This window comes from Haematospirillum sp. H4485 (assembly GCF_012102745.1).
In the GTDB taxonomy this organism is placed as follows: Bacteria; Pseudomonadota; Alphaproteobacteria; order Rhodospirillales; family Rhodospirillaceae; genus Haematospirillum.
Window position 1 is genome coordinate 526,381 of the sequence record NZ_JAAVSY010000001.1, and the last position, 24,223, is coordinate 550,603.

Consider the following 24,223-nt stretch of genomic DNA (forward strand, 5'->3'; position numbering starts at 1 on the left):
GTGCCATGAACGGCGGGGCGGCGTTCCTCAAACGGGCGGCGCTGCGTGGTGACTTGTTCCTGGCTCTTGGTATTGCCGCAACACTGGTCATCCTGATCATTCCGCTGCCACCATGGCTTCTGGATATTGCCCTGGCTCTGTCCCTGACCCTGTCTGTTCTTGTCCTGATGACCGTGATTTTCATCCAGAAGGCCATGGAGCTGAACAGCTTCCCGGTCATTCTCTTGATGACAACATTGCTTCGCTTGGCCCTGAATCTGGCATCAACCCGTTTGATCCTGCAATACGGGCATCAGGGTACCGATGCTGCCGGTCATGTCATAGAAGCCTTCGGTGGCTTCATCATGGGTGGAAACTTCGTCATCGGGGTAATTGTCTTCCTGATCCTTATTCTTGTTAACTTCATGGTTATTACCAAGGGATCAACCCGTATCGCTGAAGTCACGGCCCGGTTTACCCTGGACGCCATGCCCGGCAAGCAAATGGCGATTGATGCGGACTTGTCTGCCGGGGTCATTGATGAACGTGAAGCCATCGCCCGCCGTCGTGAGTTGCAAAAAGAAACAGACTTTTTCGGGGCCATGGATGGTGCCTCGAAGTTCGTAAGAGGCGATGCGATTGCCGGCCTGATCATTACGGCCGTCAACATCATGGGTGGCATGATCATCGGCATGGCCCAGAATAATCTGAGCTTTTCGGTCGCTGCCGACACATATACCCGTCTGACCGTCGGGGATGGGTTGATCAGCCAGATCCCGGCCCTGATTGTTTCAGTATCCGCCGGCTTGATGGTTTCCAAGGCAGGGCTGAGCGAAAGTACCGAAGTGGCTTTGGGAAGCCAGTTTACGCAGTATCCAAAAGCATTGGGCATGTCATCGGCTGTTGCAGGTCTTCTGGCTGTTATTCCGGGCACACCGGCCCTGCCCTTTCTGCTTCTTGCAGGCATAACCGGCGGAGCCGCATGGTTTACGGATCATCGCCACCACAAAGCCGCCATGCATGCGGCAGAGATGGCCGCCCAAGCCGAACGTGAGGCCGCACCGGTCGCAGAAGAGCCTATTTCAAGCGCCCTGCGGATTGATATGGTTCGTCTCGAGCTTGGGTATGGACTGTTGTCCATGATCTCTGCCGGGGGTAACCAAAGGCTGACAGACCAGATCAAGGCCCTGCGCCGCGCACTGGCCACAGAAATGGGATTTGTCATGCCCAGTGTCCGTATCCAGGACAACATGCAGCTTGCAGCCAATGAATACGCGCTTTTTATCAAGGAAGTCGAAGCTGGGACCGGTGATCTGCGCCCCAACATGCTGCTGGTCATGGACCCGCGTGGCGAAGACATAACGCTGCCCGGCGAAAAAACACGCGAGCCGACCTTTGGTCTGCCTGCTGTGTGGATTGAAAGCTCCAATCGCGAGGAAGCCCTGTTCCGGGGCTACACGGTTGTTGATCCTGCAACGGTCATCACCACACACCTGACCGAAGTTGTCCGCGATAACATGGCGGAACTTTTGTCCTATGCCGAAACGCAAAAGCTCCTTGATGAGCTGGACAAGGATCATCAGAAACTGATTGCCGACATTGTCCCCAACCAGATCAACATCAACGGGATCCAGAGGATTCTGCAAAATCTTCTGGCGGAGCGGGTTTCGATTCGTGATTTGCCAACTATTCTGGAAGGCATATCCGAGGCATCGGGAATCAGCCGGAATCTGACAATGATGACAGAGCACGTCCGCATGCGGCTGGCCCGCCAGCTGTGCGATGCCTGCACCGATGAAGAAGGGGTTATCCCCTTGGTCACGATGTCGCCAGAGTGGGAACAGAACTTTGCTGAAGCGTTGGTCGGTCAGGGTGAAGAGCGCCAGCTGGCTATGCCACCATCCACGCTTCACGAGTTTATCAACGGTGTGCGACAGGTCTTTGAACGCTTTGCCATGCAGGGGGAAACCCCGGTCTTGTTAACAAGTCCGATGATCAGGCCCTATGTGCGATCAATCATCGAACGTTTCCGTCCCATGACCATGGTGATGAGTCAGAACGAAATCCATCCCAAAGCTCGTATCAAAACACTGGGGCAGGTATGATGGCAGACCGCGTTTCCCCATATAAAGCACATATCTCCTCCAAGTGGGGAGGCATGCCATGCGGATGAAATATTATACAGCACCCTCGATGGCTGAAGGTATGGCCATGATACGGGCAGAGCTGGGTGATGATGCCATCATCATTTCAACCCAGAGAGCCAATGGTGGTGAGGGTGTACGCATCACCGCAGCACTGGAGGAAACCGCACCGGACGAGGAAATCAACGAATACCTTGCCTTGGGGACACCGCCCTCTGTATTGACCGAAACAATCCGCGAATGCCTATCCTATCACGGCGTCCTGCCCCGCCTTTCAGAACGTATTGTGGCCGCAGCAAAGGCCATTGGAACCGATGACCCCACACTGGCAACGGCCGGCGCCCTGGATGAACTGTTTGCTTTTGCCGCATTGCCTGCAAAACGCTCGCCAGTACCAGTCATGCTGGTTGGTCCTCCGGGGACCGGCAAAACAATCACGGTAGCCAAACTAGCCGCACGGGCGCGTATTGCAGGCCGCTCTGTTTCTGTTGTAACAGCGGACTCTGTCAGGGCCGGTGCCTTGGAGCAATTATCTGCCTTTACCAATATCCTGGGCGTTGAACTCAAGAAAGCACGCGGCATAACCAGCCTGGAAACGATGGTTGCAGAGGCTGCGGCCTGTAGCGACCTTGTTTACATTGACACCCCGGGCCTTAATCCGTTCAGCCCGGAAGACATGGGTTTTCTGCGTGGCCTGACCCGTGCCATAGAGGTGGAACCCGTACTGGTTCTGGCGGCGGGGGGGGACCCTGTGGAAGCAACGGAAGTCGCTGAAGCCTTCGCAGCGGTGGGAGCAACACGCATTCTGGCAACCCGTCTGGACATGACACGACGGCTGGGGGCCGTTCTTGCTGCAGCCGATTCCGGGCAGTTCATGTTCTGCGATGTCAGCATCAATCCACATGTTGCCAATGGATTGTGCCCTATCAATCCAATCTCCATGGCACGCCTTCTGGTCCCGCCAGGAGACAACTCGCTGACGGCTGCTCCTGATGACTGGGCCAGCCGTAGACCTGCAACACCACCACAGAAGAAAACCTCGTGGAATCAAGATACTCCAACTCTGATGGACGAGCAGGAGGATCCCGTGGACCTGCCCGACCCGGATCAGGATACCAGGCCAATGTTCGCCATCCACGCCGGGGCGGATATTCAAGAAACAGGAAATGACATGAGTGAGGCCCGCGGATGACTCTTCAAACCGATTACGGACAGGCGCCCGTTCTTGCACCATCGGCTCCGGGCCGGCACAGCAGCAATATTATTGCCATTGCATCCGGCAAGGGCGGGGTCGGTAAAACATGGTTCTCGATCACATTGTCGCACGCCTTTGCCATGCGCAAACGCAAGACCCTGCTTTTTGACGGAGATCTTGGGCTTGCCAACGTGGATATTCAGCTTGGGCTGATGCCGCGTTACGACCTGGCCAGTGTTATCACCGGACGCGTAACCCTGAACCAGGCCTTTACGCCCTATCAAAGCGGGGGGTTTGATGTTCTCGCCGGTCGTTCCGGATCTGGTTCGCTGGCGAATATTCCGCTCTCGCGTCTGCAGGTACTGGCCGAAGACCTTGAACTGGCCGCCCCGGCATACCACAAAGTAATTATCGATCTGGGGGCTGGGGTAGAAAAAAGCATACGCCAGCTTTCACGGGCTGCCGGAACCATTCTGGTCATTACCTCGGATGAACCAACATCGCTGACCGATGCCTACGCCTTTATCAAGGTAACGACCATGGAGCGTCCAAATGCGGATATCCGGGTTGTCATCAACGCCGCCAATTCCGTCCGTGAAGGGGAACGCACCTACGCAACCCTGCGCAAGGCCTGCGAGGGGTTTCTGAAAATAAGCCCGCCCTTGGTTGGGATTGTGCGGAGGGACATGCGTGTCCGGGATGCAATCCGGAACCAAACATCCATTCTGCTGCGCTCCCCGGGGGCCGATGCTGCGGTTGATGTAGAGGCAATTGCCGACCGTCTGCTGGCAGGGTAAGCAAAGACTGGGAGGGGGCGTACATGTCGAATGTTCCCCCACCTCCCCCATCAGGCCCACCCTTGCCTCAGACGTCATCTGTTTCAGGCTCTGTAACCCTTCTTTCTCCCCCTGCTCCGGTGGCATCACTGCCCGCTGGCACAAAGATCGAGGCCGTTGTCGTTCGCGCGCCACAGCCATCGCGTTACGACGTTCTTCTTGATACACCCTATGGCCAAATAAAAGCCAAGCTGCCCGCCATGATTACACTTGCGGCGGGAACACGTCTTGTTCTGGAGACAACAGAAGCCCGACCCGGACAGGCTGTCATGCTCCGCATCATGGCTGTAAACCCTGTGCCATGGCTATCCCCCAAGCCTGATACTCTTTTGGGATCCCCTCCTCCCGGACCTGGTGTAAATCCAACAGCTGCAGCCGTATGGCAAACATCATTGCCCAGTCACATACCTGCACAGGTTATCGCCGCACCGGATCGTTTCTTCCCGGCTCCTCCTGATCGCAGTTCAGCCCCCTTGCCTCCGTGGCCAATAGGGACAAGTGTTCTGGTCCGCCTCACCCCAATTGCGTCCGACAATGCCGGAGCAGCACCCGCACCGTCATCCATACACTCTCCGGTCCCTGCCTCTCAAACCGGATCGCTGACAGGGCAAGGTTCCGTCCCCCAACCTGTGCCGCAGGGCACTCCATCCGCGGTTCCTGCCGGAGCATCAATACCCACTCCTGGATCCATAACCGGAATCATCGCCCCACATACCAATTCCGGGCATACCATTATTGCCACTCCCATGGGCCTGCTATCCATGGATCGTCCCCTGTCCCTTCCGGCTGGTACACCTGTTACGCTGGATATTATGCAGGTCACCTCACAATCCGTTCGCCCAGACATCATATCATCAGCTGAAAGCATGAAGACCGGCCCCGTATCCGCGCCTGGCTGGCCAGGGATGGAGCGGGTCTTGGCCATGGCCCTGCAGAGCAACGGACCTGAAGGGATCAAGGCTTTGCTCCGCCACCTTCCAACCAGCGACGGACGCATGCTGCTCGCCCTTATGGCGTTCAGCCAGTTATCACGCCCGGTTGGGAGCATGCGCCCATGGCCGGGGGAAACCCTGCGCGATGTTCTTGAACAATCCTTGGGGCGTGAAAGTGCCCGTACCCTTTCCGCAGAACTGCGCGAAATGATACGCCCCTCTACAGATGGCGGAGGAGACTGGAGACTTCAGAATCTCCCCTTCCTGAATGGAAACAGTATTGAAAAGATTGCCCTTATCAGCAGGCGCGACGGAGAGCAGGAAAGTGAAAAGGACGCAGCGAAAGCAAAAAAAGGAGAACGGTTCCGTTTTCTGCTTAATCTCAACCTTTCCCGCCTTGGCCCAATGCAATTCGATGGCCTTTACCTGTATAAGGACCGCCGTCTGGACCTTCTGATCCGCACGCACATCCCCTTGGATACAGAGATCAGAACCACCATGCTGGCCTTGCATACCAATGCATCCCAAGCCCTGAACCTGGTCGGAAGCCTGCTGTTTCATGTCTCAACAGCCTTCGCAGGACCGGCTGATGCCATACCCGGACACCCTGATCCAGGCCCGGGTCTGATTGTATAAGGAAACGGGGACAGCATGACGTGCAGATCATTTGACATGCATGTAATGCCTGTACTAAGGATCAGAACGTGAAAGACAGTCCGTACAGATTCAAAGGATACGAGGAGACCGTACGGAATGGCTGCCAAGCTCCCCGGTGATCCCAAAGGATATTACCACGTTCTGGGCCTTGATCCCGGATCGGATGGCGCCGCTGTCAAAACAGCTTTTCGTCAGCTGGCCATGGCGCTGCATCCGGATCGGAACAACAGCCCGGATGCACACGAAAAATTTCATGCCATTACCGCAGCCTATAAAATTCTCTCCAACCCCGAGAAAAAGGCGCAATACGATGCGCTGTCCCGGAATACTGATACAGCCGAAAAACAGCAAACACAGTATAAACGGCAAGCGTCCGCAGGAACAGGGGCACGGGACAAGCAGAAGTCCGAACGTACAGACCCCAGACCCTCAGCCAATCAAGCCAGACAGGAAAAACCGCAAGACCAACGACGGAAACGGACATGGTCCACATCATCCCCCCCTCCCCTTCTTCCTCTCTCCACGTGCGACCGCTGTGGCCGCGTTGCAGCACAGCCGCGTTACGTTATTTTTCCACTGGTTCGTGGGACATTGGTACGCAGTCTGCACTCCAGCATCGAGGGTCTGTACTGTCGCCGCTGTGCCGATATAACCGGCTTGCAGGTTTCCATCCGGAACTGGCTTTTGGGCTGGTGGAGCCTATCTGGAGCAGTTGATACCATTCATGCCCTTTGGGTAACCGCACGGGGAGGAATTCTGCCTGCGGATCGTAACTATCGGGCCCTTATGCACCAGGCACGCGCCTTCCTGGCCAGGCAGGACAGGGACATGGCCCATAATATCGCGCGGCAGGCCAGGCAATTTGCCACAACAGTCGGGCAACAGTATATGGCGGATAGTCTTGTCCCTGCCTCCCCACAGTCGGCGGCCCGCCAACTGAAGGATCGATGGAGCGGCGTTGGCGCTTTCCGTCTGCTTCAATTGTCGCCACTGTACCTGGCCGGCGCCGTAACAGCCGTTGTCAGCTGGAATACAATCCGTGATGCCGAGACGCCCCTTGTCGGGCCTGATAAAGACAAGCCTGGAAACACTGACTCTGTATCCCCGTCGTCACCGTCCCTGAAAGCGGGGGGGCTGCATGAAACCATGGCTGCGGGCTTGGCCATACGCAGCGGACCGGGGACAGGTTTCCAGAAAACGGGAGAACTTGCAGCCGGTGCCATGGTTCTGGTAACAGAGACAGATACCGGTGGTAACTGGGCCCGCATTATCACACCGGAAGGCATGTCAGGCTATGTCCCGTCCCGGTTTCTTAACCCGGTTCATATTCCACGCCAAGAGCGAACAACGGGAACACAAAGGGAATAGGAGAAAGTATAGTTACAGTAAGGCATACTGGCAGAATCAGGCCAAAAAGCCCGATCATGGGCTGGACCCATCTCCGTCAGGACGTGTATGCTGGCACGAGTCTTGTTGCGGATGACTCTCACTTTCCATAAAGTGCCTGTCTCTCCGGACAATCGGACAGCGCGGGAATCAAGGCAGCGCTGTTCCAGAATGCCCCGCCAGGGCGGACAGGGTTTTTTGAAATGTATAAAATAAATGCAAAAGTATTCTCGACAGACACCATACGCCTTCTGACTATCCCGTCGGCCGTGGTGCTTTTCTGTGTATTTTCCCTTCTGTCCCAAGCGTCCGCGACCGATGCCACAGAAGCAACAACCGCTGCTGCTGAAGCCACCGGAGCCGTTGAAGCCGCCATTTCAGCACTGCCTCATGATCTTTCGCTGGGCGGCATGTTCATGGCTGCCGACAGCGTGGTCAAAGCTGTTATGGGATGCTTGGCTCTCGCCTCGGTTATGACATGGACCACTTGGGGGGCAAAGAGCCTTGAATTACGCAAGGCAAAGCGCGACCTATCCCGTGCCATCCATGTACTGGATGCATGCCGCACAACGGAAGAAGCACGCACCGCACTCCGCGACTATACCGGCTTGTGCCACACAATGATCGAAGCTGCCATTATTGAAATCACCCTGTCCGGAGAAAGCGGTAAGGACGGCATCAGAGACAGGACATCTTCACGGCTTGAACAGATTGAGGCCGATGCCGGGCGACGTATGGCCTCAGGCCTGGGTGTCCTGGCCAGCATAGGCTCGAACAGCCCGTTCATTGGTCTGTTCGGCACTGTCTGGGGGATCATGGACAGCTTTATTGGTATTTCAAAAGCACAAACAACAAACTTGGCGATCGTGGCACCAGGTATCGCCGAGGCTTTACTGGCAACGGCAATGGGGCTGGTAGCGGCAATCCCGGCGGTTATCCTGTATAATCTGCTGGTTCGTTCGATAGGGGCGTACCGTGGTCTTGTTGGCAATATGTCGGCAACTATGCTGCGTTTGGTCAGTCGTGAGCTGGATCTGCGCTCGGACAGCTCCCCCGATGTTCATCAGCCACGCAACCACCAATCCTCCCCCGTCCGGGTGGCAATCCCGCGCTCTGCTGCGGAGTAAAAAGGCATGGCCGGCCCTGTTCATAATAGTCGCGATGAACTGATGGAAAATCACGCTATCAACGTGACACCCTTTATCGATGTTGTTCTGGTGCTTTTGGTCGTCTTCATGGTAGCCGCCCCCCTGTCGACCGTTGACACACCCGTTGATCTGCCCTCCTCAACCGCGATACCAACACCCAGACCAGACAATCCCGTCTTTCTGACAGTGACCCGCGACGGGAACCTTCTTCTGGGGCACGAGACACTGTCCACCGCCATGCTCCCCGCAGCACTGGATGCCCAAACCGGTCAGAACCGTGAACAGCGCATTTTTCTTATGGCAGACAAGGCGGTGAATTACGGAACAGTCATGGCCGTCATGAATGTACTGCGGGACAATGGATATCTGAAAATTGCCCTGACCGGAGTGGAGGAAGGACAAAATCCGTGAGGAAGCACACAGCATCCTTGCCATGGGAGCCAGAATCCTTCAATCGCTGGGCGAGCTGTTTTGGTACTGTGCTTCTGGCTCACTGCCTTCTTGTGGCTGCCGCGCTGGAAACCTGGATCACACCGGAGCCGACAGCAGGCTTTGTCACAGGGCAAGCTTTGCTTGTTGACATGCTGCCTGCGCCGTCAGCCTCTGCACCACCATCTCATGCGGTAGAAGAACCACACCAGCAAGAGCAAAAACTGCAACCCGTTCAGGAAGCAGACGTAACGCTCCCCAAGCCGGCCCCCAGGACAGAAACGCGCCGCCGCAAAACCAATTCCAAGCCTGCTGCATTACGTACTACGGAAGAGAACCCGGTACAACGGGACCAGTCGCAGGATACCCCAGGCCAACAAGCACCTTCTTCCAACACCAGCGTCACAACACAATCCGACAGCTCTGCTGCGGCCAAAATGTCGCTCTGGCATGGCCAGATCCTGTCACATCTTGAACGCCACAAACATTACCCCCGCCTTGCAAAAGCACGCTATCAGGAAGGTACTGTTGTTATCCGGTTCATGATTGCCAGAACGGGGGATGTTTTGTCCGTGGGCCTGGAAGAATCATCGGGCTTCCCGCTTCTGGATCAGGAAGGTCTGGATCTGGTAAGGCGCGCAAGCCCTCTTCCTCCCCCTCCGTCCGGAACAGAAAGCTCTGTTCTTGAGCTTGTCTCTCCGATACAATTCTACCTGAGATAAGATCAAAGATCCCGGTGACACATTTTGGTCAAGTATACTGGTTTTGCGTAAGTATATTTGCCATACTTACTGAGGTCTTCCTGAATACCAGAGTACCCGGTCAACACTCTATCGCATGACAAGGGGTGAGCGCATATGTTCCAGACCATCAGTCCCTGTCAGGCATGGCGGATGTTGAGGTTGGCAATGGTTGCGCTGATGGTTGCCCTGCTTCCCGTATCTGGCCTCTGCCTGGCGCAAGAGCCTATGGAAGTGCGGACGCCTGCCCCGGAAAATCCGGATGATCCCCGCTTTGCCTGGTCTGTAGAAGTGCTGAGGATGGCCCTACAGGCAACAGAGCAGGACTTTGGTCCATGGAAATTGGTTCTGGAATCCAGGGTCTCGGATAGAACACGACTGGAAACAGAGCTTGAGAAGGGGGGCTTGATCAATGTTGCCCTTCTCCCCAGCTGTACGATCAGTGACAAACGCTTCATGCGGGTCAGTCACGTTGCGGACCGGGGTCTTCTGGGATACCGGGTTGCCATTATACGGGCCGGTGAGCAGAACAAGTTTTCCGGCGTCAAAACTCTGAATGATCTTGCTGCCTTCGCCGTTGCCTCTGGCCGGAACTGGCATATAAGCAAAATCTTCATAGGTAATGATTTGCCCGTGACTCTGTGGCCTGATCTGGATGGCCTGTACAATCTCCTGTCTATAGGTCGGGTAGATTATTTGTCCCGTAGCGTCTACGAAGTCATGCGTGAACTTGATCACTACAAGCAGACATACCCGGACCTGGCGATCGAACAAACACTACTGGTCCGAACCCCGATTGCCATGTGGCTTTACGTATCAGTCGGTGAGGACAGGCTGAAAGAACGCCTCGAAGCGGGGATGGACCGCATATTGGCCAATGGAGCCCTGAAGACCCGGTTTGACGCATTGTTCCGCAAGGATCTGGAGGCCCTGAACCTGAAGAGCCGTCACGTTATTATGCTGAATGATCCGGATGCTCACGGTCCCACACTGGCAATCCCGACCACAGAGTTACTTACGGGTCAATAAACTGGTCCGCCCCCCACGACGGCGATAAATCTCAAGACCGATGTCATCTTGCAGGGCACGTTCTTGGCGTTCACGCATGGATGTCTCACGCCCGATACGGTTGTCCTCGGCAATTTCACTGGTCTTCAGTTCCTTGAATGCCTCGGCCAGCGTATCACGGGCAGCACTGATCTGCCGACGAAGGTCTTTCAGAGTTTTTTCAAGTGTCTCGCGGCGCTCCTTGGCCCAGCGCACATAGCCGCCATAGGTCAGGCCGGCACCCAAGGGATCAGCCGCGGCTGCATGACGCTCCTTGATCCCCTGCTCTTCCAGAGCAAGAAGCAAAGCGATAAGCTGCTCCTCCGAAGCGATCAGACGCGCCAGAAAGCGACGTTTCTCATCAACATCCCACTTACGTAGGCGTACAAGACCCTTCAGGGTACGTGACACGACAGACTCCCCTTTTATCTGCTATCAGCTGCCATCTCGAACCCAACGGCCTCAGCCAGAGCGGCATACGTTTGATCCAGCGTTGCGGACTCAGTCTTGCCCTGACCCAGCACGGCTTCTATACGGGGATACAGGGCTATCGCCTCGTCCACTTCCGCATTGGATCCATCTTTGTAGGCACCAAGACGGATCAGTTCACTCATATCCTCATAAACAGACACAATCCGGCGGCAACGTGAAATCAACTGGTTTTGCCATTCCGTATTGCAGCCGGGCATGGTCCGGGAAACAGATCGCAGGATGTTCATGGCGGGATAGCGACCCCTCTCGCTGATGGACCGCTCCAGCACAACATGTCCATCCAGAATACCGCGCACAGCATCGGATACGGGCTCGTTGTGATCATCCCCCTCGACCAGAACCGTGAATAGGCCGGTTATGTTACCCTGCCCGGGACCTCCCGGGCCAGCACGCTCCAGCAACTTGGGCAACTCGGCAAAAACGGTTGGTGTATACCCCTTGCTGGCCGGTGGCTCTCCCGCAGAAAGGCTGATCTCGCGCTGGGCCATGGCAAAACGGGTCACACTGTCCATCAAACAGAGGACCTCGGCACCCTTGTCCCGGAAATACTCTGCCACCGCCATGGTCAAATAAGCAGCCTGACGCCGGATCAAGGGGGGCTCATCAGACGTGGCAATCACAACAACAGAGCGGGCCAAACCTTCAGGCCCCAGATCATCTTCTATGAACTCCCGGGCCTCACGCCCGCGCTCTCCTATAAGCCCACAAACAATCACATCAGCCGATGAGTACTTGGCCATCATGGACATGACAGAAGATTTTCCGACGCCTGATGCGGCAAAAATCCCCATACGCTGGCCAACGCAACACGTTGTGAAAGCGTTCAGGCACCGAATACCAAGGTCCAGCTTCCCCCCTACTCTCTGTCGTGCATGAGCTGGTGGCGGCGAGGCCCGAACCGGATAGGCAACAGGTCCTGACAACAAAGGCCCCAAACTGTCTGCAGGCTCAGCCATGGCGGTTATGACACGCCCCAGCCATGATTCATGCGGATAGACAGCCGGAGCGGCAGCAACCACCTCGGCACAAGCCCCCAAACCTATCCCGTCCAAGGTCCCAAAAGGCATCAGCAGTGCCCGACCATCGCGAAAACCGACAATCTCTCCCGGCACCATGTGCTGATCCCGCCTTGTGAGCATCACACGGTCTCCGACCGAGACAGATGTTTGTATGCCTCCAACTTCGACCAGAAGCCCCTGTACAGCAACCACGCGACCAAAAAGTCTGTAATCAGGCAAGCGAGCAATGTCTGTCAGCAGATTGCTTGTCGGTATGGGCATACGAGGATCTTTCCGCCATGAATCACAAGACACTGCGTACTGTTACACTACGGGCACACAGACACTTGGTGCTTGCACGTAACAATCAATCACTCTATCGTTAATCTCGGGTTAATCGGATGTCCGGATTCAAAGAACAGGGATCAAGACATCTGCGCAGAGCATGAGGGTGCCCCATGCGCGTTCTTGTCGTAGAAGACGATACAGCCACCCGGCAGAGTATCGAACTCATGCTTCGCAAAGAGCAGTGGGTTGTTGACTCCACCAACTTGGGCGAAGATGGCCTGGAGATCGGCAAGCTCTACGATTATGACATCATCTTGCTCGACTTGGTCCTCCCGGACATGGACGGGGTGGACGTCATCCGGCAGCTGCGGGCTGCGCGGATTGAAACACCAGTCCTGATCCTGTCCGGCCTTGACGAACCAGACAGAAAAGTCCGTGGGCTTGGCAGCGGCGCCGATGACTATTTGACAAAGCCATTCGACCGCTCAGAACTGATCGCACGTATTCAGGCAATCGTGCGACGCTCAAAGGGTCACTCCCAATCCGTTGTGCGAACAGGGCGGCTGTGCGTCAACCTGGACGCCCATACCGTCACGATCGACAGCAACCCCGTACACCTGACGGTCAAGGAATACGGTATTCTTGAGCTTCTGGCTCTCCGCAAGGGCACGACACTCACCAAGGACCAATTTCTCAGCCATCTTTACAATGGCATTGATGAACCAGAGCTGAAAATTATCGATGTTTTCATCTGCAAACTACGGAAAAAACTTGCCGTAGCATCAGACGGAGATAATTACATCGAAACAGTCTGGGGGCGTGGCTATGTACTGCGCGATCCATCTATTGCCGGCGAAACAGCCGCTTATCAGACCTCCGATGCTGTGTCAGCCTGAAACAGGCGCATACTACACAAGACTTTCAGAATCAAACAGGTATGGGGGTGTCAGGAGATATTCTTGGCATACGATCAGTTGAGGCTCCACCTCTTCCCGATGAACGGTCTCTTTAATAATGGCATGCAGCGAGGATGCCGCATGTGACATTGCCTGAGGAACAGGCACATCGTGTAACAAGGCACCGGTCAGCAATGCGGTGAAAATGTCACCGGTTCCATGCATGCTGGCCTTGACTGGAATACGTTCGACACGAACCAACCAAGCCTGTTCAGCAGTTACAGCCAAACAACCAATCTCGCCAGGATCAGGCAAAGGAAGACTGGTCGTGACCACAAGGCGGGGCCCCCGTCCAATAACAATCTTGGCTGCCTTCAAGGCATCTTCAACTGTACGAACATCCATGCCAGCAAGAAGAGCCAGCTCAAAACGGTTTGGAACCACAACATCAGCCATTGGTACCAAACAATCGGCAAAGAAGGCCGGGATATCCGCAGGTGCATACAAGACCCCGGTTCCGGAAGCATTGTCATCTCCCATAACAGGATCACAGACATACAAGCTTTCCGGGTTGCAATCACGCATGCGACAAACGGCCTTTGCAATGACCTTTCCCAGTGCGGCACGTCCGAGAAAACCCGATACCATGGCAGAACATTGCCCAAGAATGCCGTTACTGTCCAAACCAGACAAAACATCGCGGACATGCGCCGGACGAAAAATATCACCACGAACATCGGGATAACCAAGCCGGCTGGACAGCTGACACGTATGAACCGGCCACACTTCAAATCCCATCCGCTGCAAGGGAAAGACAGCAGCAGCATTGCCGACATGGCCATAGGCTACATGCGACTGTACGGATACGACACTACGAACAGGAGGAAACATGCCCAAAGAACACTCCTGAAGAACAAAACTGCGTCGCACAAAACATCACGAACATCTTTTGAGTACCGCACTGTGTTGCGGTCACAGCACCAGAACGAACCGGTATATCTCCGAACAGAAAATTTGCCCTGACGACGGCATGACGTAACATCTCATAACTATCGGTATCATAAAAAGAAGTCATGGCTGTACGTTCCATGAATTTTCTCGCCTGTTGTCGCCTCTTTGCATCGGTCATGGCCTCGCTCATTCTCACTACCGCTCTAGAACACATTCTGGATTTCGGGGGAAGAATCCATGGCCAGTACACCAACGTCACATCGCCGCTTACGCACAAAAGCGGGCGCACCAGTTACCAACAACCAGAACAGTATGACAGCAGGACCCCGGGGGCCACTCCTGTTGCAGGATGTATGGTTCCTGGAAAAGATGGCGCATTTCGACCGTGAAGTTATCCCCGAGCGCAGAATGCATGCCAAGGGATCAGGTGCCTATGGCACCTTTACCGTTACCAAGGACATCACCAAATACACCAAAGCAAAGATCTTTTCCAAAGTTGGCAAGAAAACCGACTTGTTCATACGCTTCTCAACCGTTGCCGGAGAACGCGGTGCCGCCGATGCCGAACGTGATATCCGTGGATTTGCCATCAAGTTCTATACTGACGATGGAAACTGGGATCTGGTTGGCAACAACACACCTGTTTTTTACCTGCGCGACCCGCTCAAGTTTATCGACCTCAATCACGTGGTGAAGCGCGATCCACACACCAACCTGCGCAATGCCACATGGAAGTGGGACTTTTTCTCCCATCTGCCGGAAAGCCTGCACCAGTTGACCATAGATTTCAGTGATCGAGGCATCCCCCGTTCATATCGCCATATGCATGGCTTTGGCAGCCATACGTTCAGCTTCATCAATGCCAAAAAGCAACGCTTCTGGGTCAAATTCCATCTGAAATCACGGCAAGGAATCCAGAACCTGGACCCCGCAGAAGCAGCCACCCTGATCGGGCAGGACCGCGAAAGCTCTCAACGCGACCTGTACGATGCCATTTCAAACCGCAAATTCCCGCGCTGGCGTTTCTGTGTACAAATCATGCCGGAAAAAGACGCGGCCAAATATCGATTCAATCCTTTTGACCTGACAAAAGTCTGGCCTCACAAAGATTATCCCCTGATCGAGGTCGGCGAGCTGGAACTGAACCGCAATCCTGAAAATTACTTTTCAGAAGTGGAGCAAGCAGCCTTCAACCCGGCTGATGTTGTGCCCGGTATTGGGTTCTCGCCGGACAAGATGCTACAGGGCCGGCTCTTCTCTTATGGGGACACACAACGCTATCGGCTGGGTGTCAACCACCATCAAATTCCGGTCAATGCATCACGTTGCCCGGCACATGGGATCTACCACCGGGATGGACCCATGCGCGTTGACAACATCAACTCCGGGCGCGTGACCTATGAACCGAATAGCTTCGGATACTGGAATGAACATCCGGAACATGCCGAACCGCCGCTGAAAATTGAAGGCGATGCGGATCATTGGAACCATCGTGAGGATACAGATTACTACAGCCAGCCATGCGCCTTGTTCGAGCTGTTCGACAAAGGGCAAAGAGAAAGGCTCTTCAAAAACATTGCGGCAGATATGGATGGAGTGCCAAAGGATATACAAAAGCGCCAGATTGCCCTCTTCAAGAAAGTGCATCCAGACTACGGGGCTGGCGTTGCCAAAGCGCTTGGCCTGAAAGAAGGTGGGTCAAGTGACAAAACCAAGAAAGCTGCAAAGGCAAAAAAAGAGACAAAGAAAAAAACAGTTACCGCCAAAAGTAAAACGGCAAAGTCAGGAACACGTAAGAAGTAGGCCTAATGTAGCACCTGTCATCTCACACGATGGCAGGTGCTGCCTAAGCGTCTACAGCATCCGGATGCCCCGGTGCAGTTTCCCAACCAAGACCCGGCAGTGCAATCGCCCGGTTCCCGTACACATCGTCACGAATGACAATCACGCCTTGTTCCTCCAGATGACTTAACAAGCCACGGGCACGGCGTGATGACCGGCTGCCTCTGGCCTTGGCAATATCCGCATCGGATGGACAAGGGCCCTTCTCAAAGGCGGCCTTGGCCAACATCAGGAACAACGCCCGTAAATCTTCGGGAATCAGATCTGCAGCCGCCATCACACGATTCCAATCCTCTTCCGGCATGCAACGCTCGGTCAACCCGGCCCGCACAACAGCCAGACGGCGCCGGAAGCCAGGAAGATCAAGGCCCCGACCGCTGGCACCATGACTACGACAGCAGACCAGGAAATCCTGATACAGGACGGCGACTGAACGATAGGGCGCATCGTCATCAGACAACAGATCGCGGAGCACCATGTCGTAAAAAGCGCTCTGTCCAATTTCAGCGATAGGCTTGACGGCCTGGACCGGAGCAGGTGCAGCAACAGGGCAAGGGGCCAGAAGGGAGTCAGCTTCTCCAGCTTCAGCAAAAACAGACGACCGAATTTCTTGCCCCTCATCTTGGGCACGCGCCAACGGCATATCTGATATCGGAGGGGGAGGCTCCGTCGTCACAGGGGTAATACGCGCACAAGACATATGCCGAGTATCATGCCCTTCGGAAGCCATCAGCAAATCGCGGGCCTGCTCCCCCAGCGAAGGAGGTGGAGACAAAAGACGCGGGCTGGAAGAGCGGCCCGAAGTCTCGACCGCACCAATGCGAATGGGCAAGGGACGACGGGAAAGCGCCGGCCCAAGCGCAATAAACTGCCCTCTCTGCAAATCACGGAACATCTCGGCCTGGCGCCGCTCCATCCCCAGCAAATCTGCGGCACGCGCCATATCGATATCCAGGAAGGTCCGCCCCATCAGAAAATTGGAAGCCTCGGCGGCAACATTCTTGGCCAGTTTGGCAAGGCGCTGGGTTGCAATAATCCCGGCCAGGCCACGTTTCCGACCCCTACACATCAAATTGGTCATCGCCCCCAAAGACACCTTGCGGGCCTCATCCGATATTTCTCCCGCTGCAGATGGCGCAAACAGCTGCGCTTCATCAACAACAACCAAAGCTGGATACCAGAACGTTCTATCTGAATCAAACAGCCCCCCAAGGAAGGCTGCAGCCGACCGCAGCTGCCGTTCTGTTTCCTGGTGCTCCAAGGTCAGGACAACAGAAACGCGATGTTCGCGGACCCGCCCGGCCACTTTCTGCAGACCATTCTCGGAATGCTCGGCCGCATCCACCACAACATGCCCAAAACGTTCGGACAGGGTTACAAAATCACCCTCAGGGTCAATAATAACCTGCTGGACATGACTGGCCGCCTGCTCCACCAAACGGCGCAACAGGTGTGACTTCCCCGATCCCGAGTTTCCCTGTACCAGCAAACGTGTTGCAAGCAGCTCTTCCAGATCAAGAAAAGCAGGGGTTCCCGTCTGCGTCCGGCCCATATCGATGCTGACGGTCATGATCTCTCCGGTAATGGTCAACACAGCAAAGGGGCGAATCTGTCCATTGGGGCGTATATGTCAACCCTTGAGCCAACAGCAAAGTTGTCTGTACAGCCCTTTGCCTCCCCCTGCCCAAGGCACCAATTCTCCAGCCTTTCTGCCATTCAGGTCATGGAAATGGGCTTTCACACCGCAGCAAGGCAGATGATACCAGGGCTTTGGATTGCAGAAGCCCCGTGTCTGGGGCACGATACCGGACAACCCTTTGGAAACTGTTCCAATCATTGACAAGAAACGAGACGAAGAGCTACATCACCGACGCACCGTAAACCAGAAATTTTCCGCACCATGCGCATCCAGGGTATTGCGCTCCGGCAGGGAAACCCCGCAAGAGGCTTGGGCCATGAAAGCTGATACCAGACCAGTATCCCCGCATCTCCAGATTTATGCCTTCAGGCTGCACATGGCGATGTCCATCAGCCATCGCATTACCGGCGTTGCCCTGATCGCAGGAACCGCCCTGCTGATGTACTGGCTGTGGGCTGCAGCATCAGGCCCTGATGCCTATGCCCGCGCCGCATCCCTGATTGGTTCTCCGCTGGGCAAGCTTCTGCTTGCAGGGTGGAGCTTTGCGCTGTTTTACCACGTATGTAACGGCATCCGGCACCTGTTCTGGGATGCCGGCAAGCTTTTCGAAATTCATGAAATACGGGGTTCCGGCATTGTTGTTCTCATTGCCTCTATTGCCCTGACGGCCCTGGCCTGGGGCATAGGCATGATGCACTGAGCCGGACAGGGAGTTGAGAATACCATGACCTTGCGCACTCCACTTTCCCGGGCCCGCGGGCTTGGATCTGCCCACGAGGGCGCACACCACTGGTGGCAGCAACGCGTCACGGCGGTTGCCATGATCCCCCTCGTGTTCTGGTTTGTTGCCTCGCTGGCATCACACGTAGGGGCCGATCATGCGGCAATGCGGGGCTGGCTGTCTTCGCCGCTCAACGCAACGCTGCTGATTGCGCTTCTGGTTGCCGTTTTTCACCACGCCCAGCTGGGCCTCCAGGTGGTGATTGAAGACTACGTCCACTGTAATGCGGCAAAGGTTGCCGGAATTATTGTCACCAAACTGCTTGCAGTCCTGTTCGGCATCTTTTCTGTTGTTTTGGTGCTGATGATTGCAATGGGAGGCCGGGGCTGATGGCTGCATATACCTTTATTGACCACACGTATGATGTTGTTGTTGTCGGCGCGGGCGGGGCTGGTTTGCGTGCCACATTCGGCATGGTGGCTGCCGGGCTGAAGACGGCCTGCATCACCAAGGTTTTCCCTACACGGTCCCATACCGTTGCCGCACAAGGTGGCATCGGCGCTGCCTTGGGCAACATGGCCGAGGACAAGTGGGAATGGCATATGTACGACACGGTCAAGGGGTCAGACTGGCTGGGCGACCAGGATGCCATTGAATACATGTGCCGCGAGGCCATACCGGCTGTTCACGAGCTGGAGCACTTCGGGGTCCCCTTTTCGCGTACCCCCGAAGGCAAGATCTACCAGCGTCCCTTCGGTGGCCATATGCGTGACTTTGGCAAGGCCCCGGTACAACGGGCCTGTGCTGCCGCAGACAGGACTGGCCACGCCATTCTGCATACGCTGTACCAGCAAAGCCTGAAGCACAAGGCAGAGTTCTTTGTTGAATATTTTGCCCTTGACCTGATCATGGATCCATCCAGTGGAGAATGTCTGGGCGTTGTCGCACTCGATATGGCAACCGGTGCCATCCACCGCTTCCGGGCGCACCAAACGGTCTTGGCAACCGGGGGATACGGTCGCGCCTATTTCTCCTGTACATCCGCCCATACCTGTACCGGGGACGGCAATGGCATGGTTGCCCGCGCCGGGCTGCCTCTTCAGGATCATGAGTTTGTCCAGTTCCATCCCACCGGCATTTATGGATCAGGCTGTCTGATTACAGAAGGTGCCCGTGGCGAGGGGGGCTATCTGACAAACTCCAGTGGCGACCGTTTTATGGAGCGTTATGCACCAACAGCGAAGGATCTGGCATCACGCGACGTCGTATCCCGCGCCATGACCATGGAAATCCGCGAAAGACGGGGTGTCGGAAAAGAGCAGGACCACATTTTCCTGCATCTGGAACATCTGGGTGCTGATGTTCTGCATGCACGCCTGCCAGGCATTACAGAAACTGCCAAAATTTTCGCCGGAGTTGACGCCACGCGTGAGCCGATCCCGGTTCTTCCAACCGTACACTACAATATGGGTGGCATCCCGACGATCTACACCGGCGAGGTTGTACGCCCCAAAGCGGGAAGCCCGGATAATCTATGCGGAGGCTTGATGGCTGTCGGAGAGGCGGCCTGCGTTTCCGTTCACGGAGCCAACCGGCTTGGTACAAACTCCTTGCTGGACCTTGTTGTCTTTGGGCGCGCCGCAGCACACAGGGCAGCGGAGCTGATAAAGCCGGGCTCCAAACACAAGCCACTACCCGCCGATGCCGGACAGAATGCGCTGGACCGTCTGGATCGCGTTCGTCACGCCAAAGGGCCGCGTCGCGTGTCTGATATTCGCCTTGACATGCAAAAAGCCATGCAAATGGATGCGGCGGTATACCGCACGTCTAAATCCCTGCAGGAAGGCGTGAGCAACCTGAAGAAAATTGCAGGCACCATGCCGGATATGGGCATTACCGACCGCTCACTGATTTTCAACACCGACCTGATCGAGGCTCTGGAGCTTGAAAATCTTATGGCCTGTGCCAATGCCACAATGGTTTCTGCCGAAGCCCGTAAGGAATCACGCGGGGCGCATGCCCACGAAGATTACCCGGAACGCGATGACCAGACGTGGATGAAGCACACGCTGGCTTATGTTGACGAGAAATATTCCGTCCGCCTGGACTATCGGCCAGTGCATACCTACACGCTGTCGAACGAGGTTGAGTATATCAAGCCGCAAAAGCGCGTTTACTGAGCGCGCTGGCTGAAAGGGAAAACACCATGGTTGAATTCAACCTGCCTGCCAACAGCCGGGTTACCGAAGGAAAAACCGTCAAGGCCCCGGCTGGTGCCAAGAACGTCAAGACCTTCCGGATTTATCGCTATGATCCGGACAGCGGGCAGAACCCGAGACTGGACACCTTCGAGATTGATCTTGATGCGTGCGGCCCGATGGTTCTGGATGCACTGCTGAAAATCAAGAATGAGATTGACTCGACACTGACACTTCGTCGTTCCTGCCGGGAAGGTATTTGTGGGTCGTGTGCCATGAACATTGACGGCACAAATACACTAGCGTGCCTGAAACCAATCGGGGATGTGAAGGGCGATGTCAAAGTCTACCCGTTGCCGCACATGCCTGTGGTCAAGGATCTGGTACCGGACCTGACACACGTCTATGCCCAGTATGCCTCCATAGAGCCTTGGATGCAGGCCGACACCCCTTTCCCCCCGAACGGGGAGCGCCTCCAGTCTCCAGAAGACCGGGAGAAGCTTGATGGACTGTGGGAATGCATCCTGTGTTTCTGCTGCTCCACCTCCTGCCCCAGCTACTGGTGGAATGGTGATCGCTATCTGGGGCCTGCCGTGCTGCTGCAGGCCGCGCGCTGGATCAATGATTCCCGTGACGAGGCAACAGGGAAACGCCTGGACGCCTTGGAAGATCCGTTCAAGCTGTATCGCTGTCACACAATCATGAACTGTACCAATACGTGCCCGAAAGGCTTGAACCCGGCCAAAGCCATTGCGGATATCAAGAAGAAGATCATCGAGCGTTCACTTTGATTGAACGCACAAACGCATGTTGGAAGGGGAGGCGTGACCGCGCTTCCCCTTTCTCTTTCTCAGGCCGGTGCCGCATCCTCGACAACCAGCTGGCACTCATTCCGCCCCTGCCACGTATCCAGACGCAGGGATCCGGCCAGATGGTACGCTGTCCCTTGGGCATTAAGCAGGGCAACACCAAGATCGGTATCAATGCTGCGGAAAGCAATAGCCTTCAGGCGCCCGCCGCATGCACCAGTCAGGGTCATCCGCACATGACCTTGCCCGACAACATCTGCACGGACAATACGGGCAGATGGCACAACAAATTTAGGGGGTTCATTACCCGCCCCGAACGGGCCGGCTTTCCCGACGGTCTGTAAAAAATCAGGCGTGGCCGCACGAATATCCACAGCACCATCAACCTCAAGAACGGGCGACAAGGTCCCCTCTTTCAGCTGACTGGACAGCCTGTCAGCCAGAAACTGACGGAATTGATCCAAGCGCTCGGCCTTCAGGGAAAAACCCGCCGCCATGGCATGGCCCCCACCGGCTTCCAAAAGGCCAGCTTCACGGGCAGCAATAACCGCCCGTCCCAAGTCCAAGCCAACAACAGAGCGCCCTGATCCCTTGGCCATTCCCCCATCAAGCGCAACCACGCAAACAGGCAGGTTATAGCGCTCCTTCAAACGCCCCGCGACAATACCAATAACGCCGGGATGCCAGTTTTCTCCGGCTACCATAACCAGCGGATCATCCGTGTTTGCACGACTCTCTGCCTGTTCGATGGCCTCAAATAAAACAGCAGCCTCTATATCCTGACGCTCTGCATTATACTCGTGCAGACGCAAGGCCAGAACACCAGCCTCGACCGGATCGTCACACGCCAAGAGCTTGGCCCCCAGATCTGCTTGTCCTACACGCCCACCGGCATTGACACGTGGCCCCAAAAGATACCCCAGATGAAAAGCTGTCGGAGTTTCGGTGATCTTGGCCACATCAGCCAAAGCTGCCAGCCCGGCATTACCGCGACGCGCCATCACCTCCAGCCCACGTGCGACCAAGGCCCGGTTGACCCCGACAAGGGGAACAACGTCACAAACCGTACCAAGGGCAACGATATCGAGCCATGTCATCAGGTCTGGCTCGGGCCGGGATGAATCGCTGTACCAACCCTGCTGACGCAGCGCACGGTTGACGGCAACAATCAACAGAAAAACCACACCAACAGCAGCAAGATGCTTGTGCTCGCTGGGATCATCCAGACGCTTGGGGTTAATCACCGCCACCGCCTCAGGCAAGGTCGGCTCTGCCTCGTGATGGTCGACCACAATAACATCAAGACCCGCTGTCGCTGCAGCCTGAAGCGGCTCAAACGCTGTTGTTCCGCAATCAACCGTTATCACCAGATCTACACCGCGCTCCTTGAGTGCAAGCATGGCAGGAGTGTTGGGTCCATATCCCTCGGCAATACGATCGGGAATATAAAGAACGGGCTTCAGGCCAAGCATCCGCAAGAAACGCAGCAACAAGGCGGACGAGGTAGCCCCGTCCACGTCATAATCACCAAATACTGCAACCGTTTCCCCTTGCCTGATAGCAGAACACAAACGCTCTACAGCCTGTGCCATGCCCTTCAGATGGAGAGGATCGGGCAAAAGAGCCTTCAAGGTTGGATTGAGAAACAAGGGCGCTGCATCCACATCAACACCACGTGCAGCCAGCATGCGACCAACAATACCAGGAAGCCCGAAACGCTGGCTGATGGTTTCAGCATGGCGCTCATCACCGGCACGTAGACACCACCGACGGCCAGCCAATGACCGCTCCACATCCAGAAATGCAACCATGTTCTTTCTCGCGCGTCCTACATATCGACAGGCAGGAAGCCTACCTTGCGATCAAAATTATGCAAGGCATCAACCCAACGGACCGTTCCAGAACGCGAACGCATAACCAACGAATGTGTCCGCGCCCCGTTATGCCACCGCTGCACACCGCGCAACATGGCACCATCCGTCACCCCTGTTGCGGCAAACATAACGTCTCCCTTGGCCATATCGGCAAGACCGTATTTGCGATCAAGATCCGTAATGCCCCAACGGGCGGCACGCGCACGCTCATCATCGTTCCGGAATAAAAGTCGCCCCTGCATCTGGCCGCCAATACAGCGCAAGGCCGCAGCAGCCAAGACACCTTCCGGAGCACCACCGCTGCCAATATACATATCAACGCCAGAACCCGGCGTTGCTGTTGCGATCACACCCGAAACATCTCCGTCCGGGATCAGGGTAATGCGTGCCCCGGCTTCCCGCACAGCCCTGATCAAGTCCTTGTGACGCGGTCGATCAAGAATACACACAACCAAATCCGAGACTGCAGCCTTCCTGGCCGATGCCAAGGCTTCCAGATTATCCTGTGGCGTTGCATCAAGATCGACGAGATCACCCGGGAGACCTGCACCAACCGCTATCTTGTCCATGTAAACATCAGGAGCATTGAGAAAACCCCCATGTTCGGCACAGGCAACAACAGCCAGCGCGTTGGCTCCTCCGGTTGCAACGATCGTGGTCCCTTCAAGAGGATCCAATGCAATATCGACTTTCGGCCCCTGCCCTTGCCCGACTTTCTCTCCAATATAGAGCATGGGCGCTTCGTCGCGCTCTCCCTCTCCAATCACAACGGTTCCGTCAAACAGAATGGAATTGAGAGCACGACGCATGGCGTCAACAGCAGCTTGGTCTGCAGCCTTTTCGTTACCACGCCCCATCCAGCGGGACGCTGAAAGAGCAGCCGCTTCGGTAACGCGGCACATTTCCAGTGCCAAGTTCCGCTCCAGACCGGGGACCGGTGTACGTGATGTATCAGCCATAACACCGGCTCCGCCCAGTCGTGATCAACAAAAGAGAACTATGCCGTAAAAATTCCGGCAAAA

22 protein-coding genes are annotated in these 24,223 nt (G+C 55.7%); 15 read left to right on the forward strand and 7 right to left on the reverse strand.

Features of this window, described 5'->3' with window-relative positions:
• Positions 1-5: 5 nt before the first annotated feature.
• From flhA to HEQ61_RS02490, 9 genes are all read left to right on the forward strand, one after another.
• Positions 6-2,084 carry a flagellar biosynthesis protein FlhA gene (flhA, locus tag HEQ61_RS02450; protein ID WP_209315605.1) on the forward strand — a complete coding sequence of 693 codons (2,079 nt, stop codon included), beginning with the start codon at positions 6-8 and terminating at the stop codon, positions 2,082-2,084.
• Positions 2,085-2,142: 58 nt separating this feature from the next.
• Positions 2,143-3,315: a GTP-binding protein gene (locus HEQ61_RS02455; RefSeq protein ID WP_168019142.1), complete on the forward strand. Its 1,173-nt coding sequence runs from the start codon at positions 2,143-2,145 to the stop codon at positions 3,313-3,315.
• Positions 3,312-4,115 (forward strand): MinD/ParA family protein, encoded by an 804-nt coding sequence (locus tag HEQ61_RS02460; RefSeq protein ID WP_066136004.1) that lies wholly within the window; start codon positions 3,312-3,314, stop codon positions 4,113-4,115. The genes HEQ61_RS02455 and HEQ61_RS02460 overlap by 4 nt, the downstream gene beginning before the upstream one ends.
• Positions 4,116-4,138: 23 nt before the next feature.
• Positions 4,139-5,722, forward strand: a complete 1,584-nt coding sequence (locus HEQ61_RS02465; protein WP_168019144.1) for a hypothetical protein — start codon at positions 4,139-4,141, stop codon at positions 5,720-5,722.
• A 117-nt stretch (positions 5,723-5,839) separates the two neighbouring features.
• Entirely contained in the window at positions 5,840-7,111 is a 1,272-nt protein-coding gene (locus tag HEQ61_RS02470) for a DnaJ domain-containing protein (RefSeq protein ID WP_168019146.1), read from the forward strand.
• Between the two features lie 221 nt (positions 7,112-7,332).
• A complete protein-coding gene (gene exbB, locus HEQ61_RS02475) occupies positions 7,333-8,256 on the forward strand; it encodes a tonB-system energizer ExbB (protein WP_168019148.1) in 924 nt (307 codons plus the stop codon).
• Positions 8,257-8,262: 6 nt separating this feature from the next.
• Positions 8,263-8,688, forward strand: a complete 426-nt coding sequence (gene exbD / locus HEQ61_RS02480; protein ID WP_168019150.1) for a TonB system transport protein ExbD — start codon at positions 8,263-8,265, stop codon at positions 8,686-8,688.
• On the forward strand, positions 8,685-9,428 hold the full coding sequence (locus HEQ61_RS11470) for an energy transducer TonB (RefSeq protein WP_168019152.1): 744 nt from the start codon (positions 8,685-8,687) through the stop codon (positions 9,426-9,428). The genes exbD and HEQ61_RS11470 overlap by 4 nt, the downstream gene beginning before the upstream one ends.
• 135 nt (positions 9,429-9,563) lie before the next feature.
• The gene (locus HEQ61_RS02490) at positions 9,564-10,475 is read left to right on the forward strand and encodes an amino acid ABC transporter substrate-binding protein (protein WP_168019154.1); all 912 of its coding nucleotides are present in this window, start codon (positions 9,564-9,566) and stop codon (positions 10,473-10,475) included.
• Here HEQ61_RS02490 and HEQ61_RS02495 read toward each other — a convergent pair.
• Both HEQ61_RS02495 and fliI read right to left on the reverse strand, forming a co-directional pair.
• On the reverse strand, positions 10,458-10,904 hold the full coding sequence (locus HEQ61_RS02495) for a hypothetical protein (protein ID WP_167804767.1): 447 nt from the start codon (positions 10,902-10,904) through the stop codon (positions 10,458-10,460). The genes HEQ61_RS02490 and HEQ61_RS02495 overlap by 18 nt on opposite strands.
• 14 nt (positions 10,905-10,918) lie before the next feature.
• The gene (fliI, locus tag HEQ61_RS02500) at positions 10,919-12,265 is read right to left on the reverse strand and encodes a flagellar protein export ATPase FliI (protein ID WP_168019156.1); all 1,347 of its coding nucleotides are present in this window, start codon (positions 12,263-12,265) and stop codon (positions 10,919-10,921) included.
• Between the two features lie 176 nt (positions 12,266-12,441).
• Between fliI and ctrA the strand changes: the two genes are divergently transcribed.
• Positions 12,442-13,167 (forward strand): response regulator transcription factor CtrA, encoded by a 726-nt coding sequence (gene ctrA, locus HEQ61_RS02505; RefSeq protein ID WP_168019158.1) that lies wholly within the window; start codon positions 12,442-12,444, stop codon positions 13,165-13,167.
• A 12-nt stretch (positions 13,168-13,179) separates the two neighbouring features.
• Here ctrA and pdxY read toward each other — a convergent pair whose 3' ends face one another.
• Entirely contained in the window at positions 13,180-14,058 is an 879-nt protein-coding gene (pdxY, locus tag HEQ61_RS02510; RefSeq protein WP_168019160.1) for a pyridoxal kinase, read from the reverse strand.
• Positions 14,039-14,296: a hypothetical protein gene (locus HEQ61_RS02515; protein WP_168019162.1), complete on the reverse strand. Its 258-nt coding sequence runs from the start codon at positions 14,294-14,296 to the stop codon at positions 14,039-14,041. The genes pdxY and HEQ61_RS02515 overlap by 20 nt, the downstream gene beginning before the upstream one ends.
• A 59-nt stretch (positions 14,297-14,355) precedes the next feature.
• Between HEQ61_RS02515 and HEQ61_RS02520 the strand changes: the two genes are divergently transcribed.
• The gene (locus HEQ61_RS02520) at positions 14,356-15,921 is read left to right on the forward strand and encodes a catalase (RefSeq protein ID WP_168019164.1); all 1,566 of its coding nucleotides are present in this window, start codon (positions 14,356-14,358) and stop codon (positions 15,919-15,921) included.
• A gap of 43 nt (positions 15,922-15,964) precedes the next feature.
• Here HEQ61_RS02520 and HEQ61_RS02525 read toward each other — a convergent pair whose 3' ends face one another.
• On the reverse strand, positions 15,965-17,530 hold the full coding sequence (locus HEQ61_RS02525) for an ATP-binding protein (RefSeq protein WP_168019166.1): 1,566 nt from the start codon (positions 17,528-17,530) through the stop codon (positions 15,965-15,967).
• 385 nt (positions 17,531-17,915) lie between these two features.
• Between HEQ61_RS02525 and sdhC the strand changes: the two genes are divergently transcribed.
• Genes sdhC through HEQ61_RS02545 form a run of 4 tightly spaced genes read left to right on the forward strand, consistent with a single transcriptional unit; the run spans position 17,916 to position 21,309 of the window.
• Entirely contained in the window at positions 17,916-18,299 is a 384-nt protein-coding gene (gene sdhC, locus HEQ61_RS02530; protein WP_168019168.1) for a succinate dehydrogenase, cytochrome b556 subunit, read from the forward strand.
• A 24-nt stretch (positions 18,300-18,323) separates the two neighbouring features.
• Positions 18,324-18,710 (forward strand): succinate dehydrogenase, hydrophobic membrane anchor protein, encoded by a 387-nt coding sequence (gene sdhD / locus HEQ61_RS02535; RefSeq protein WP_168019170.1) that lies wholly within the window; start codon positions 18,324-18,326, stop codon positions 18,708-18,710.
• Positions 18,710-20,500 carry a succinate dehydrogenase flavoprotein subunit gene (sdhA, locus tag HEQ61_RS02540; protein WP_168019173.1) on the forward strand — a complete coding sequence of 597 codons (1,791 nt, stop codon included), beginning with the start codon at positions 18,710-18,712 and terminating at the stop codon, positions 20,498-20,500. The genes sdhD and sdhA overlap by 1 nt, the downstream gene beginning before the upstream one ends.
• Before the next feature lie 26 nt (positions 20,501-20,526).
• Positions 20,527-21,309, forward strand: a complete 783-nt coding sequence (locus tag HEQ61_RS02545; RefSeq protein WP_168019174.1) for a succinate dehydrogenase iron-sulfur subunit — start codon at positions 20,527-20,529, stop codon at positions 21,307-21,309.
• 59 nt (positions 21,310-21,368) lie between these two features.
• On the opposite strand, the gene recJ is transcribed toward HEQ61_RS02545, so the two are convergent.
• Together recJ and glpX are read right to left on the reverse strand one after the other, a co-directional pair.
• Positions 21,369-23,138, reverse strand: a complete 1,770-nt coding sequence (gene recJ / locus HEQ61_RS02550) for a single-stranded-DNA-specific exonuclease RecJ (RefSeq protein WP_168019175.1) — start codon at positions 23,136-23,138, stop codon at positions 21,369-21,371.
• Positions 23,139-23,155: 17 nt separating this feature from the next.
• The gene (gene glpX / locus HEQ61_RS02555; RefSeq protein ID WP_209315584.1) at positions 23,156-24,160 is read right to left on the reverse strand and encodes a class II fructose-bisphosphatase; all 1,005 of its coding nucleotides are present in this window, start codon (positions 24,158-24,160) and stop codon (positions 23,156-23,158) included.
• Positions 24,161-24,223: the final 63 nt, after the last annotated feature.